The sequence below is a fragment of the Streptomyces sp. AV19 genome, assembly GCF_015999245.1.
Lineage (GTDB): Bacteria > Actinomycetota > Actinomycetes > Streptomycetales > Streptomycetaceae > Streptomyces.
This window is the reverse complement of record NZ_JAEAMR010000010.1, coordinates 593,574-608,154: the sequence shown is the minus strand read 5'-3', so window position 1 is coordinate 608,154 and position 14,581 is coordinate 593,574. Positions and strand designations below refer to the sequence as shown.

Below are 14,581 nucleotides of genomic sequence, written 5' to 3'. Positions count from 1 at the left end.
GCTCCGTGGCGTTCCACTCCTCCGCCAGGGCCCGGCTCTCGCCCGGGCTCATGGTCCCGATCCGGTCGACGGTGCGGCCGGGGGCGGCGAGCGCCTGCGACAGGACGTGCAGCAGCCGGTCGGCGAACAGCTCGGCGGTGGCGCGGTCGTAGAGGTCAGCGGAGTGGATGACGGTCAGGTCGGTGCGGTCGCCGTCGGCGGACTCGACGAAGGTGAAGGCCAGGTCGAAGCGGGCGGCGTGCAGCGGGTCGGGCAGCAGCTCGGTGCGGGCGCCCAGCAGGGCGTCCAGTCCGGCGGCCTCCTTGCGGTGCTGGACCATGACCTGGAACAGCGGGTGGCGGCCGAGCGAGCGCTCGGGGCTGACGATCTCCACCAGGCGGTCGAAGGGCAGGTCCTGGTGGGCGAGGGCGCCGAGCACGGTCTCGCGGGCCCGCTCGACGAGCTGGTCGAAGGTGGGCGCGGCGGCCCCCTCGGGGGCGCTCAGATCGTGCCGCATCACGAGGGTGTTGACGAAGAAGCCGACGACGTTCTCCACGGCCTCGTCGGCCCGTCCGGCGACCGGGGTGCCGAGGGCGACGTCCCGCGCCCCGGCCAGGGAACCGAGCAGCAGGGCGCCGGCGGCCTGGGTGACCATGAAGGGGGTGACGCCGGTGCGGTGCGCGTAGTCGCGCAGGGCCCGGTGGAGGGTGTCGGGCAGGGTCAGGCGGACGGCGCTGCCGCGTCCGCTCGGCTCGGCCGGGCGGGGGCGGTCGGTGGGCAGGGCGAGCTCGTCGGGCAGGCCGGCGAGGCGCTCGGTCCAGTAGGCGGTGAGGCGTTCGCCGTCGGCCGAGCCGGAGCCGAGCAGCTCGCGCTGCCACAGGGTGTGGTCGGCGAACTGCACGGGCAGAGCCGCCCAGTCGGTCTTCTCGCCCCGGCGGCGGGCGGCGTAGGCGGTGTCGAGGTCGCGCAGCAGCACGCCCTCGGACCACTCGTCGCCGACGATGTGGTGCAGGGCCACCACCAGGACGTGGACGTCGGTGCCACAGCCGATCAGCGTGGCATGGACCGGGGGCGCCGAGGACAGGTCGAAGGCGCGGGCGCCGGCCTCGGCGACGGCTCCGTCCAGCTGCTCGGGCGTGACGTGCCGTTCCTCGAAGGGGACGTGGGCCTCGGCGGGGTCGAGCACCTTCTGGTGCGGGCGGCCGTCGCGGTCGGGGAAGACGGTGCGCAGCGCCTCGTGGCGGGCGACGACGTCGGTGAACGCGGCGCGCAGCGCGGCGGTGTCGAGCTCGCCGTCGATGCGCAGGGAGCAGGGGATGGTGTAGGCGGTGCCGGGGCCGCCGAGCTGGTGGAGGAACCACAGCCGGGCCTGGGCGGGCGACAGCGGCACCTCCTCCGGGCGCGGGCGGGCCGTGGGCCCGGGCCGGTCGGCGCCGGTGGCGTCGAGGCGGCGGGCGACGGCGGCCGGGGTGCGGGCCTCGAAGAGGTCGCGGACGGTGACCGGGTGGCCGAGGGCGGCGCGGACGCGGCCGACGAGGCGGGTGGCGAGCAGCGAGTGGCCGCCGAGGGCGAAGAAGTCGTCGTCGGCGCCGACCTCGGGCAGGCCGAGGACGTCGGCGAACACGCCGCACACCAGGGCCTCGCGCTCGTCGCGCGGGGCGCGGCCGCCGCCGGTGGCGGTGAAGTGGGCGGCGTCCGGCTCGGGCAGGGCCTGGCGGTCGAGCTTGCCGTTGACGCTCAGCGGCAGCGCGTCCAGGACGACGATCGCGGACGGGACCATGTACTCGGGCAGCCGCGCGGCCAGGGCCGTGCGCAGCGCGGCGGCGTCGAGGGCTGCGCCGGGCGCGGGGGCGGCGTAGGCGACGATGCGCTTGACGCCGGCCGCGGCGGCGCGGACGAGGACGGCGGCCTGGGCGACGGAGGGCAGGTCGGCCAGCGCGGCCTCGATCTCGCCGGTCTCGACACGGAAGCCGCGGATCTTGACCTGGTCGTCGTCGCGGCCGAGGTAGTCGAGGGTGCCGTCGGCGCGCCACCGGACGACGTCGCCGGTGCGGTACATGCGGGTGCCGGCATCACCGTAAGGGTCGGCGACGAAGCGGGAGGCGGTCAGGCCGGGGCGGTTGCCGTAGCCGCGGGCGAGGCCGGGGCCGGCGATGCAGAGCTCGCCGGCGACGCCGGCCGGGACCGGGCGCAGCCGCGAATCGAGCACGTACACGCGGGTGTTGGCGATGGGGCGGCCGACGAACGGGGTGGTGCTGTCGTCGAGGGCGGCGCCGAGGGTGTCGACGGTGTACTCGGTGGGGCCGTAGAAGTTGTGGCCGATGACGCCGTCGGTCTCGCGGATGCGGGTCCACAGGGCCTCGTCCACGGCCTCGCCGCCGAGGAGGAAGAGGACGGGCCGGTGACCGTCGCCGTCCAGCAGCCCCCACTCCACGAGCTGACGGCCGAAGGACGGGGTGACGTCGAGGGTGTCGATGCGGTCGGCGCGCAGCCGGGCGGCGAGCGCCTGCGGGTCGCGGCGGAACTCCTCGGTGTAGACGTGGAGTTCGTGGCCGCAGATGAGCCACAGGAGCTGTTCCCAGGAGGAGTCGAAGGAGAACGAGGCGGTGTGGGCGGCGCGCAGGCGGCGGCCGCCGGCGGCCTCGACGGCGCGGGCGAAGACGGTGGTGCGGTGGTGGTCGAGCATGTTGACCAGGCCGCGGTGCGGCACCTGGACGCCCTTGGGGCGGCCGGTGGAGCCGGAGGTGTGGATGACGTAGGCGAGGTCGTCGGGAGCCGGGCGGCGGATGCCCGCCGGGCGGGCGGCGGCCTGCGGCACGTCCTCCAGGAACAGGGGGTCGGCACCCAGTGCGGGCCGGTCCTGGGCGACCTGACGGGTCGTCAGCACCACGAGCGGTGCGGCGTCCTCCAGCATGAGGGCGACGCGCCCGTCCGGGTGGTCGAGGTCCACCGGCAGGTAGGCGGCGCCGGACTTGAGGGTGCCGAGCACGGCGGCGACCAGGTCGGCGGAGCGGGGCAGGGCGAGGGCGACGATCGCGCCGGGGCCGGCGCCGAGTCCGGCGAGGCGGGCGGCCATCGCGTCGGCGCGGGCGTCCAGTTCGGCGTACGTCAGGCGCTCGGCGCCGCAGACGACGGCGGTGGCGTCGGGGGTGGCGGCCGCCTGCCGCTCGAAGGCGTCGACGACGGTGCCGTCCGGGACCGGGCGGTCGGTGGCGTTCCAGACGTGCAGCAGGGTGTCGCGCTCGGCCGGGGCGAGGACGTCGAGGGAGGCGACGGTGGCCTGCGGCCGCTCGGCCATGGCGGTGAGCAGGCGCAGCAGCCGGCCGCCCAGTTCGGCGGCCTGTTCGCCGCTGAAGGAGTCGGGCCGGTACTCGACGGTGATCTGCGGGGCGTCGCCGGGCAGGGTCAGGACGGTGAGCGGGTAGTGGGTGGCGCCGCGGTTGCCGATGCCGGTGACGCGCAGGCCGCCGGCCGTCAGCTCGTCGGCGTCCATGGGGTAGTTCTCGAAGACCAGCAGGGTGTCGAAGAGCGTGCCGAGCCCGGCCCGGGCCTGGATGTCGGCGAGCGAGGCGTACTGGTGGTCCAGGAGGCGCGACTGGTGGTCCTGGAGGCGGGCCAGGGCGTCGGCGACGGTCTCGTCCTCGTCCACGGTGAAGCGGACGGGGATGGTGTTGCTGAAGAGGCCGACGATGGACTCGACGCCGGGGATGTCGGCCGGGCGGCCGGAGACGGTGGCGCCGAAGACGACGTCGGTGCGGCCGGTCAGGCGGGCGAGCAGGATCGCCCAGGCGCCCTGGACGAGGGTGTTGAGGGTCAGGCCGTGGCTGCGGGCCAGCGCGGTCAGGCCGTCGGCGGTGGCCGCGGGCAGCGGGAGGTCCACCTCGCCGGCCCGCGTCCCGTCGGCCCCGTCGCCGGGGAGGGCGTCGGCGAGCAGGGTCGGCGCGGTCAGGCCGTCGAGCGCGGTGCGCCAGGCGGCGGCGCGGTCGTCGGCGTCCTGGCGGCCGAGCCACGCGAGGTGGTCGGCGTAGGAGGCGGCGGGCGGCAGGGCGGAGGCGTCGCCGCCGGCCGCGTAGGCGGCGAGGATCTCGCGCAGCATGACCGGGGTGGACCAGCCGTCCATGACGATGTGGTGGCGGGTCAGCACCAGACGGTGGCGTTCGTCGGCGATGCGCAGCAGGGCGCAGCGCAGCAGCGGCGGCCGGGCGAGGTCGAACGGCCGGGTGGCCTCGGCGGTCTCGATGGCGTCCACGGCCTCGTCGAGGGAGGCCTGCGGGGTGCCGGTGAGGTCGTGCAGGGTCCACGGGACACAGGCCCGGGCGGCGATCGTCTGGACGGGCCGGTCGGTGCTGGTGTGGTCGAATCCGGCGCGCAGGGCCGGGTGGCGGTGCACGACGGCGTCGACGGCGCGGCGCAGCGCCTCCTCGTCGAGCGGCCCGGTCAGGTCCAGGCCGGTCAGCGAGGTGTAGAGGTCGTCGGCGCCGGTCTCGTAGAGGGAGTGGAAGAGCAGTCCGTCCTGGAGCGGGGAGAGCGGCAGGACGTCCTCGGTGCCGGGGCGGGCGTCCAGGACGCGGTCCAGCGCGTCGCGGCCGAGTCCGGCGAGCGGGACGTCGGACGGGGTCAGGCGTGCGGTGCCGGCGCCGGCGGCGTGGGCGGCGAGCGCGTCCAGGGCGGTGAACCAGCGGTCGGCGAGGTCGCGGACGGCCTCCTCGGTGAGGACGCCCTCCGGCCAGGTGAGCACACAGGTCAACTCCGGCCCGGCGGGCCGCTCGTGGACGAAGGCGCCGATCTCCAGGGCGTGGAGGGCGGGCTGCCCGGGGTCGGTGGCGGCGGCGAAGGCGTCGCCGGTGGTGGTCCACTCGCCCTCGTCGGGGCTGAACCGGCCGAGGTAGTTGAAGAGCAGCTCGGGCGCGGGCGCGGCGGCCAGTTCGGCGCGGGCCTGCGCGTCGAGGTGGCGGAGCAGGCCGTAGCCGGTGCCGTCGTCGGGCAGGGCGCGCAGTGCTTCCTTGACGAGGCCGAGCGCGCGGCCCGCGGCGTGGCCGCCGGACGCGGCGTCGTCGAGGTCGATGCCGTCCAGGTCGAGGCGGACGGGGAATTCGCTGGTGAGCCAGCCGACGGTGCGGGCGGTGTCGGCGCCGGGCACGAGGTGGTCCTGGCGGCCGTGGCCCTCCAGGCGCAGCAGCAGGTCGGCGCGGGCGCCGCTGCCCTGCCGGTCGCGGCGGCGGGCGGCGACGGCCAGGGCGAGGCCGGTGAGCAGGACGTGGTCGACGCCGGCGCGGCGCAGCGCGGGCACGTCGGTGAGCAGCGGGGCGGTGCGGTCGGCGGGCAGGGTCAGGCGCAGGGTGCGGCCGGTGGCGGCGGTGTCGCGGGCCGGGTCGACGGGCCGCTCGCCCAGCAGCGGGCCGGTGCCGGGGGCCAGGATCTCGCGCCAGAGCGGGAGTTGGGCGCGGACGGCGTCGCTCGCGGCGGCGTCGTGCAGGCCGCGGGCCCAGCGGCGCAGCGGGGTGCTCGCGGGGGCGAGGTCGTGGCCCTCGTAGGCGGCGCGCAGGTCGGGCAGGAGGATGCGCCAGGAGACGCCGTCGACGGCGAGGTGGTGCACGGCGAGGGCGAGCCGGCCGGGGGTGCCGGGGCCGAGGTCGCACCAGGTGGCGGCGAGGACGGTGCCGGCGGCGGGGTCGAGCCGGTCGGCGGCGGCGTCGCGTTCGCGCTGTACGGCGGCGTCGAGGGCGTCGCCGGTGAGGCCGGTGAGGTCGGCGCGGTGGAGGGTGTGGCCGGGGACGGTGGCGGCGGGGCGTATCTCGGTGGTCCAGGAGTCGGACCCGGCGCCGCCCCTTGTCGCGCCGTAGCCGCCGGACGACGGCGCGGAAGCGCGGTCGGCAGCGGACGACGGACCGTCGCCCTCGCCGGGTATCAGCCGCAGGCGCAGCGCGTCGTGACGCCCCGTCAGGGTGTCGAGGGCCGCGGTCAGGCGCCCGGGGTCCAGGTCCGCCGGCACGGTGAGGACCGTGGTCTGCGCGAAGCGCCGTATCGGCCCGCCGCGTTCGCGCAGCCACTCGGTGATGGGCATCGCGGGGAGAGGCCCGTCGGCATCGTCGCGGGCGTCCTCCACCGCGCCGGAGGCGTCCAGGCGTTCGGCGACCGCGGCCACGGCCGCGATCGTCTTGCGCTCGAAGACCACGCGGGGCGTGATGCCCCAGCCCGCCTGGCGGGCGCGGCTGCCGAGCTGGATGGCGGAGATGCTGTCGCCGCCGAGGGAGAAGAAGTTGTCGTCGGCGCCGACGGTGTCCAGGCCGAGGATCTCGGCGACGACGCCGGCGAGCACGCGCTCGGCCTCGGTGCGCGGGGCGCGCGAGGCGGTGGCGGCGGCGGGCTCGGGGTCGGGCAGGGCCTTGCGGTCCAGCTTGCCGTTGAGGCTGAGCGGGAGGGCGTCGAGGACGACCAGGGCCGGCGGCACCATGTGCTCGGGCAGCGTGGCGGCCAGTCCGGTGCGCAGCTCCTCGGGGTCGAGGGCGGCGCCGGCGGCGGGCACGGTGTAGCCGATGAGGCGGCGGGCGCCGCCGGGGGTGATCTCGCGGGCGGTGACGGCGGCCTGCGCGACGCCGGGCAGGGCCTCCAACGCGGCCTCGATCTCGCCGAGTTCGATGCGGAAGCCGCGCACCTTGACCTGGTCGTCGGTGCGGCCGAGGTATTCGACGGAGCCGTCGGCGCCCCAGCGGACGAGGTCGCCGGTGCGGTAGAGGCGCTCGCCGGCGCCGCCGAACGGGTCGGCGACGAAGCGGCCGGCGGTCAGGCCGGGGCGGCGCAGGTAGCCGCGGGCGAGCTGGACGCCGGCGAGGTAGAGCTCGCCGGGGACGCCGACCGGGACCGGGCGCAGGGCCGCGTCCAGGACGTACAGCCGGGTGTTCCACACCGGGCGGCCGATGGGGACGACGCCGGCGCCGGGGCCGGTGCGGTGGTACGTGACGTCGACGGCGGCCTCGGTGGGGCCGTAGAGGTTGTGCAGCGGGACGCCGGGCAGCGCCTCGTGCCAGCGCTCGACGACGTCGCCGGGCAGGGCCTCGCCGGAGCAGAAGGCCCGGCGCAGTCCGGCGCAGGAGCCGGCGGTGGCGGGCTCCTCCAGGAAGGCGCGGAGCATGGACGGCACGAAGTGGACGGTGGTGATCTTCTGCGCGGCGATGAGCCGGGCGAGGTAGGCGGGGTCCTTGTGGCCCTCGGGGCGGGCGAGGACGACGGTGGCACCCTCGCACAGGGCCCAGAAGAACTCCCAGACGGAGACGTCGAAGCTGGCGGGGGTCTTCTGCAGCACCCGGTCGTCCTGGCGCAGCCGGTAGGCGTGCTGCATCCAGGCCAGGCGGTTGACGATGGCGCGGTGGGTGACGACGACGCCCTTGGGGCGGCCGGTGGAGCCGGAGGTGTAGATGACGTAGGCGGCGTCGTCGGGCCGGGGGGCGGTGGGTTCGGCGTCCGCCCCGGCCACGTCCTCAGCGTCCTCCACGTTCTCCAGCAGCAGCGCGACCTCGCGGGCGGCGGCCGGGAGCCGGTCGGCGACGGAGGCGACGGTGACGACGCGCACGGGGGCGGCGTCCTCGGCCATGGCGGCGAGCCGGTCGGCCGGGTAGTCGGTGTCCAGCGGCAGGTAGGCGGCGCCGGACTTCAGGACGCCGAGCAGCGCGACCATCAGCTCGGCGGAGCGCGGCACGGCGACGGCGACGATCGCGTCGCGGCCGGCCCCGGCGGCGGTGAGGGTGCGGGCCAACGCCTCGGCGCGGGCGTCGAGTTCGCGGTAGGTGAGGGTGGTGCCCTCGAAGACGACGGCGGTGGCGTCGGGTGTGGCGGCGGCGCGTGCGGCGATGCGCTCGACGAGGGTGGAGGCGGGCACGGCGCGGTCGGTGGCGTTCCAGGTGCCGAGGACCGTCTCGCGCTCGGCGTCGGCGAGGAGCTGGGCCGTATCGAGGGTGAGGGCGGGGTCGGCGGCGAGGCGGGCCAGCAGGCCGGCGCAGCGCTCGGCGTGGCCGGCGAGGGCTGCGGCGTCGTAGAGCGCGGGGTTGGCGTCGAACTCCAGGTGGAGGATGCCGTCGGGGCTCTTGCTGACGGAGACCGAGAGGTCCTCGACGGGCCCGGAGGCGAGGTTGACGGTGTGTCCGGGTATGCCCGCGAAGTCCAGGTCGAGGTCGAAGGGCTTGAGGTTGAGCATCGGCCCGTACAGCCGCTCGTCGCTGCCGACGAGGCCCAGGTCGCGGCGGATGTCCTCGCCGCGGTAGTGCTGGTGGCGGCGGGCGTCCTTGAGTTCGCCGGCGGCGCGCCGGATCAGTTCGGGGAAGGTGTCGGTGCCCTGGACGGCGAGGCGGACGGGCAGCACGTTGACGGCCATGCCGGGCACGCGCAGGGTGCCGCGGGCGCTGCGGGCCATGAAGTGCATGCCGAGGACGGCGTCGGTGGTGCCGGTCATCCGGTGCAGGTAGCCGGCGACGGCGGCGGTGGCGGCCTCGGCCCAGGTGCAGCGGACGGACTCGGCGAGGGCCAGGACGGCGGCGGAGCGCTCGGCGGAGAGGCTGGTGCGGTGCCGCAGGAAGGTCCAGGAGGCCTGCGCGGTCTGCTCGGTGAGGCCGGCGACGCGCGGCCGGCCGGCGTGCCGTCCGGCCCAGTAGGCGCGGTCGGCGGCGGGCTTGTCGGAGGCGAGGTAGGCGCGGTCGGCCCCGACGAGGGTCGCCAGCGGCTCGAACGGGCTGTCGGGGACGTCCTCGCCGCGCACCAGGGCGGTGTAGACGGCGGCGACGCGGCGGGTGAACAGGGCGACGCTGTAGCCGTCGACGACGAGGTGGTGGAAGTACTGGAACCACAGGTGGTGGCCGGGGGCGACGGTCACCAGCAGCGAGCCGGTGAGCGCGGGCGCCTCGCCGTCGGCGGCGTCCAGCCGGGGCGGGCAGTTGAGCTGGGCGCGGACGAGCTCGACGGCGGCGTCGACCGGGGAGGCGGCGCCGGTGGTGTCGAGGCGGGGCAGGTGCCAGGCGGCGGCGTCGAAGGGGACGGGGACCTGAACGGTGCGGCCGTCCTCCTCGGCGAGGCGGACGTGCAGGCCACCGGCCTCGGCGAGGGTGCGGCGGAGGGCCTCCTCCAGGGCGGCGACGTCGAGTTCGCCCCTGAGCTCCACGTACTGGCCGACGTTGTAGCCGGGGTTCTCGGGGTCGATCCGCTGCGCCGACAGCACACCCTCCTGGGCTCGCGTGAGCTCCAGGGTCCGTCCTGCGTCGCTGGTCACCTCTGGCATGGCGCCTTCCGGGTCGTTCGTGGTGCGGGAGAAACCGCCGCGGCGGTGCGCGCGGCGGCGAGGAAGCATCAGGGGTGGTGCGACCCCGGCCCGCCCGGCGGGGGTTCCGACGGGCCGGGGCGACCGAGGGGGCCTAGAGGCCCTTGGCGATCTTCTCGATCTGGTCGAGGACGTCGAGGGAGGTGCCGTAGCGGTCGCTGGTGGCGTAGGTGACGGGCAGCACGTGGTCGTCCTTGGCGGCCTTCAGCAGCTTCCAGGAGGGCTTGTCCTGGAGGTCCTTGACCTCCTTGGAGACCTCGCCGGTGGCGAAGTTCTTCGGGACGAGGATGACGTCGGCGTCGGAGAGGACGTTGATCTTCTCCTGGGAGTACGTCACCTCGTGCTCCTTGCCGTCGTCGGCGGCCTTGGCGAAGGAGACGCCGACGTCGGCCAGGATGCGGCCGACCCACGAGGTGCGGGTGTCGACCATGAACTCGCCGTTGCCGTAGGAGGTGGCCAGCGCCCACTTCTTGGACTTGAGCTTGTCCCCGTAGGTGGCCTTGATCTTGTCGGCCTTGTTCTTGTAGTCCGCCTTCAGCTTGTCGAAGGCGTCCTCCTTGCCGACGGCCTTGGCGATCTTCTCCTGGGCGGCGTAGAGGTCGCCCGGGGTCTTGATGCCGAAGTAGAGGGTGGGGGCGATGCCCTGGAGCCGCTTGATGTTCCAGTCGAAGGCGCTGGCGCCCTCGACGATGATGAGGTCGGGCTTGAGGGAGGCGACCTTCTCGATGTTGGTCTCGATGCCGGAGCCTATCGAGGTGATCTTCTTGCCCTTCTCGACCTGCGAGGGCAGCAGCTCCATCGGGTTGTTCGCGTCGAGGGCGCTGGTGCCGACCGGCTCGACGCCGAGGTCCAGCAGGGCGCCGGTGGCGTAGGAGAGGCTGACGATGCGCTTGGCGTCCGCCGGGACGGTGATCTTGCCGTTGGTCGCCTCGATCACCCGCTTGTCCTTGGCGTCACCGGCCGCGGGCTTGGCGTCGTCGGACTTCTCGTTGCCGCACGCGGCAGCGGTCAGCAGGGCGGCGGCGGCGAGGGCGGCCGCGACGGCGCGGCGGGAACGCCGGGCGACGGCACGGGTGTTCATGGTTCTCCTTGGGTGGTGCGGTGAGGGGACGGGTCAGGCGGTCAGCAGCGCGTGCCAGCCCGTCAGGGTGGGCTCGGCCTCGGCCAGTTCGGTGAAGTCGGCGGTGAGCCCACGGGCGCGCCAGCGCTCCACGAGGGTCATCAGACGGATCGAGTCGAGTCCGAGGTCGCGCAGGTCCTCGTCGTCGGGAAGGTCGGCGGGGTCCTCGCCGAGGACGTCGGCGATGTCGGCGCGCAGGTCGTCGAGTGTGGTGGAGGGCGTGGTGGAGGGCATCGAAACGTTCCTTCGGGAAAAGGTGCGGACCGGTCAGACCGTCGCGGCCATGCCGTCGGCCAGGACGTCCCGTTCGGTGCGGCGCAGCAGCAGCGAGTCGCAGATCTCCCCGGATCGTACGGCCAGGGTCGACAGCAGCGACGAGGTGATCCCGTGGGTGTGCTCGGTGCTGCCCTGGACGTAGATGCCGACGCGGACGCGGTCGGTGGTCATCACCCGGTGGTCGCGGTCCACGCGCAGCCGGCCCTGCTCGTCGGTGAGGCACTCGGAGGCGAGGTCGCCGAGGAGCTCGCGGGGGTCGGCCGGGCGGTAGCCGGTGGCGAGGACGACCGCGTCGCAGTCGAGGGTGAAGGTCTCCCCGTCGGTCAGGGAGCGGACGACGGCGCGGGCACCGCCCGGGATCTCCTCGACACCGGTGAGGCGGGTGGTGTTGAGGATGCGCAGCCGCTCGCGGCCCTGGACCTTCTCCTGGTAGGTGGTGCGGTAGAGCTGCTCGATCAGCTCGCCGTCCACGACCGAGTAGTTGGTGTTGGCGTGGTAGCCCAGCAGCCCCTGCTTGACGTCCTCGGGGGCGTCGAAGTAGTGGTCCACCGCGGCGGGGTCGAAGATGCGGTTGGCGAAGGGGCTGTCGTCGGCGGGGCTGTAGCCGTAGCGGGAGAAGACGGCGCAGACCTCGGCGTCGGGGAAGGTGCGGTGCAGGTACTCGGCGGTCTCGGCGGCGGACTGGCCGGCACCCACGACGACGAACCGGCGGTGCGGCCGGACGGTGAGCTCGCCGGCGCGGAAGAGCAGGTCGCGGTTGTGCCAGACGCGGTCGCCGAGGCGGACGCCGTCCGGGACGGCGGGGGTGAGGCCGGTGCCCAGGGAGAGGTTGCGGGTGCGGCGCACGGTCTCGTCGGCCGGGTCGGCGACGGAGCGGGAGACGACCTCGACGCTCTCCACCGGGCCGTCGCCCGCGTCCGCGCGCACCGTGACGGCGGTGCGGCCGTAGTCGACGGCGGAGGCGAACTCGGCCGCGCACCACTCGAAGTAGTCGTGGAACTCGACGCGGGTGGGGAAGAAGGACTTCTGGTTGATGAAGTCGGCGAGCCGGCCGCGGTCCTGCAGGTAGTGCAGGAAGGAGAAGCGGCTGCCGGGGTCCCGCATGGTGACCAGGTCCTTGAGGAACGACACCTGCATGGTGGCGCCCTCGAGGAGCATGCCGCGGTGCCAGCCGAAGGACTCCTGCCGCTCCAGGAAGCCCGCCTGGATCGCGCTGCCGGGGTTGCGGCGGTTGTGGTCCTCGACCGCGATGGCGAGGGCGAGGTTGGCGGGGCCGAAGCCTATGCCGACCAGATCCTCGATGGGTCCACCCGCCGTGTTCGCGGTCTCCCCGCGCCGTGCCGACATGCTCGTCCTCTCGTTGTGCCGCTCGGTCCCCGCCGGCCCTTCCGCCTTCCGGGCGGGCCATGGGAACCTGTAGGCCCGGGCCCCGGGCCGGGAGGCGACCCAGGACCACAATGCTTAGGTATGCCTAACCTAACTATCTCGCCAGGTCAGTGGCAAGTCCGGGGAGTCGGTTTCCGTCCCACCGGACACTTCTGACGGCCTGCCGACACCCCCTCGACGACCTGCCGACACCCTTCGAGGACGACGCGAGGGCCGGGCGGCACGCGTTCCCGCGCTCCACCCGGCCCTGCGACCCGGCCCGCTCAGACGCCCAGAACGTCCGGCAATACCCGGACAAAAGCGTCCACTTGCTCCTCGGTGACGACGAGCGGGGGCGCCAGCCGGACCACGTCCGGGGCCGCCGCGTTCACCAGGAAGCCGGCCTCCAGCGCGGCCTGCTGCACCTCCCGCGCCACCGGCCGGCCGAGGACGAGCCCGAGCAGCAGCCCGGCACCGCGCACCTCGCGCAGCAACGGGTGCCCGCACGCCGCGGCGCCCGCCCGGAGCCGCTCCCCCACGCGCCGGACGTGGGACAGCAGGTCGTCCTTCTCGATGGTGTCGAGGACGGCGAGGGCGGCGGCGCAGGCGACGGGGTTGCCGCCGAAGGTGGAGCCGTGCTGACCGGGGGTCAGCAGCCGCGCGGCCGCCCCGAAGGCGACCGTGGCCCCGATCGGCAGGCCGCCGCCCAGTCCCTTCGCCAGCGTCATCACGTCCGGCTCCACGCCCTCGGCCTGGTGGGCGAACCAGTGCCCGGTGCGCCCGATGCCGGTCTGGATCTCGTCCAGCACGAGAAGCGTCCCGGTGGCCGCGGTGATCTCCCGGGCGGCGCGGAGGTAGCCGGCCGGGGCCGGCACCACGCCGTTCTCGCCCTGGACCGGCTCCAGCACCACGGCCGCCGTCCGCTCGGTCACCGCGGCGCGCAGCGCCTCGGCGTCCCCGTACGGCACGTGCGTCACGTCCCCGGGCAGCGGCAGGAAGGGCTCCTGTTTCGCGGGCTGTCCGGTGAGGGCCAGGGCGCCCATGGTGCGTCCGTGGAAGCCGCCCTGTGCCGCGACGACGTGCGGACGCCCGGTCCGCCGGGCGATCTTGAAGGCCGCCTCCACGGCCTCGGCGCCGGAGTTGGACAGGAACACCCTGCCCTCCCGGCCCGCCAGCCCCAGCAGCCGCTCGGCAAGCGCCACGGGCGGCTCGGCCACGTAGAGGTTGGAGACGTGGCCGAGCCGGGCGATCTGCTCGCCGACCGCCCGCACCACCGCCGGGTGGGCGTGCCCGAGGGAGTTGACGGCGATACCGGCGACGAAGTCGGTGTACTCGCGGCCGTCCGCGTCCCGGACCGTCGCCCCGGACCCGCTCACCAGCGCCAGCGGCGGCGTGCCGTAGGTGTCCATCATGGCGCCGCGCCAACGCGCGGTCAGCTCCTGTGCGTTCGCGCTCACGCGAGCACCTCCTCGGGGGACGGGAGCACCGGGTCGGGCACGACCGCCGTCCCCACGGTCTCGTCCGTGAAGACCTCCAGCAGCAGCGAGTGCGGAACCCGGCCGTCCAGGACGTGGGCCGTGCCCACCCCGCCCCGGACCGCCCGCAGGCAGCCCTCCATCTTGGGCACCATGCCGCTCGCCAGCCCCGGCAGCATCGCCTCCAGTTCGCTGACGGTCAGGCGGCGGATGACGTCGTCGCTCCGGGGCCAGTCCGCGTAGAGGCCCTCGACGTCGGTGAGTACGACGAGCTTCTCCGCGCCCAGCGCCCCGGCGAGGGCGGCGGCGGCGAGGTCGGCGTTGATGTTGTAGATCTCGCCGTCGGCGCCGCGCGCCACGGGCGAGACGACGGGGATGCGGCCGCAGTCGAGCAGGGCCTCGACGGTGGAGGTGTCGACGGAGACGATGTCCCCCACCAGCCCGATGTCCACCGGCTCGCCGTCCACCTCGGCCATGCGCCGCACGGCCGTCATGGTGTGCGCGTCCTCACCGGTCATGCCGACGGCGAACGGCCCGTGCCGGTTGATCAGTCCGACGAGCTCACGCTGCACCTGCCCCGCGAGCACCATGCGGACCACCTGCATCGCCTCGGGCGTGGTGACGCGGAGCCCGGCCTTGAACTCGGAGGCGATGCCGTGCCGGTCGAGCTCCGCGCTGATCTGCGGGCCGCCGCCGTGGACGACGACCGGGCGCAGCCCCGCGTAGCGCAGGGACACCATGTCCTCGGCGAAGGCGGCCTTGAGCTCGTCGTCGATCATCGCGTTGCCGCCGAACTTGATCACGACGGTTTTCCCGTGGAAGCGCCGCAGCCAGGGCAGTGCCTCGATGACGGTGCGGGCCTTGGGTATGTGTGTGGGATTCATGACCGGATTCATGAGGAGTAGGCGCTGTTCTCGTGGACGTAGTCGGCGGTGAGGTCGTTGGCCCAGATGACGGCGGACGCGTCGCCCTCGGCCAGGTCGGCGGTGATCCGCACCTCGCGGTTCCGCATGTCGACGAGGTCGCGGTCGTCGCCGACGGAGCCGTTGCGGCAGACCCAGA

General features: G+C 74.8%; 6 protein-coding genes and 1 pseudogene. All 7 read right to left on the bottom strand.

Translation table 11 applies throughout. From position 1 onward, the window contains the following. Positions 1–37: 37 nt before the first annotated feature. Positions 38–9,244 (bottom strand): annotated as a pseudogene (locus I5Q34_RS34910) (amino acid adenylation domain-containing protein); the annotation flags it as partial. 133 nt (positions 9,245–9,377) lie between these two features. Then, positions 9,378–10,364 carry an ABC transporter substrate-binding protein gene (locus I5Q34_RS21185; RefSeq protein ID WP_199893889.1) on the bottom strand — a complete coding sequence of 329 codons (987 nt, stop codon included), beginning with the start codon at positions 10,362–10,364 and terminating at the stop codon, positions 9,378–9,380. Between the two features lie 33 nt (positions 10,365–10,397). Beyond that, positions 10,398–10,637, bottom strand: coding sequence for a phosphopantetheine-binding protein (locus tag I5Q34_RS21180; RefSeq protein ID WP_199893888.1), 240 nt, complete (start codon positions 10,635–10,637; stop codon positions 10,398–10,400). Positions 10,638–10,670: 33 nt separating this feature from the next. Then, positions 10,671–12,026 carry a lysine N(6)-hydroxylase/L-ornithine N(5)-oxygenase family protein gene (locus I5Q34_RS21175; protein WP_199893887.1) on the bottom strand — a complete coding sequence of 452 codons (1,356 nt, stop codon included), beginning with the start codon at positions 12,024–12,026 and terminating at the stop codon, positions 10,671–10,673. A 302-nt stretch (positions 12,027–12,328) separates the two neighbouring features. Further along, positions 12,329–13,456 (bottom strand): acetylornithine transaminase, encoded by a 1,128-nt coding sequence (locus tag I5Q34_RS21170; RefSeq protein ID WP_199894298.1) that lies wholly within the window; start codon positions 13,454–13,456, stop codon positions 12,329–12,331. A 41-nt stretch (positions 13,457–13,497) separates the two neighbouring features. Then, complete coding sequence (gene argB, locus I5Q34_RS21165) at positions 13,498–14,403, bottom strand: acetylglutamate kinase (protein ID WP_234429182.1); 906 nt, start codon at positions 14,401–14,403, stop codon at positions 13,498–13,500. An 8-nt stretch (positions 14,404–14,411) separates the two neighbouring features. Then, positions 14,412–14,581: bifunctional ornithine acetyltransferase/N-acetylglutamate synthase (locus tag I5Q34_RS21160; RefSeq protein WP_199893885.1), on the bottom strand; the 170-nt coding region annotated here is incomplete at its 5' end.

Coding starts and splice junctions, on each gene's coding strand:
- I5Q34_RS21185 (WP_199893889.1), bottom strand. CDS start 10,364: ATGAACACCCGTGCCGTCGCCCGGCGTTCCCGCCGCGCCGTCGCGGCC.
- I5Q34_RS21170 (WP_199894298.1), bottom strand. CDS start 13,456: ATGATGGACACCTACGGCACGCCGCCGCTGGCGCTGGTGAGCGGGTCC.
- argB (WP_234429182.1), bottom strand. CDS start 14,403: ATGAATCCCACACACATACCCAAGGCCCGCACCGTCATCGAGGCACTG.
- I5Q34_RS21180 (WP_199893888.1), bottom strand. CDS start 10,637: ATGCCCTCCACCACGCCCTCCACCACACTCGACGACCTGCGCGCCGAC.
- I5Q34_RS21175 (WP_199893887.1), bottom strand. CDS start 12,026: ATGTCGGCACGGCGCGGGGAGACCGCGAACACGGCGGGTGGACCCATC.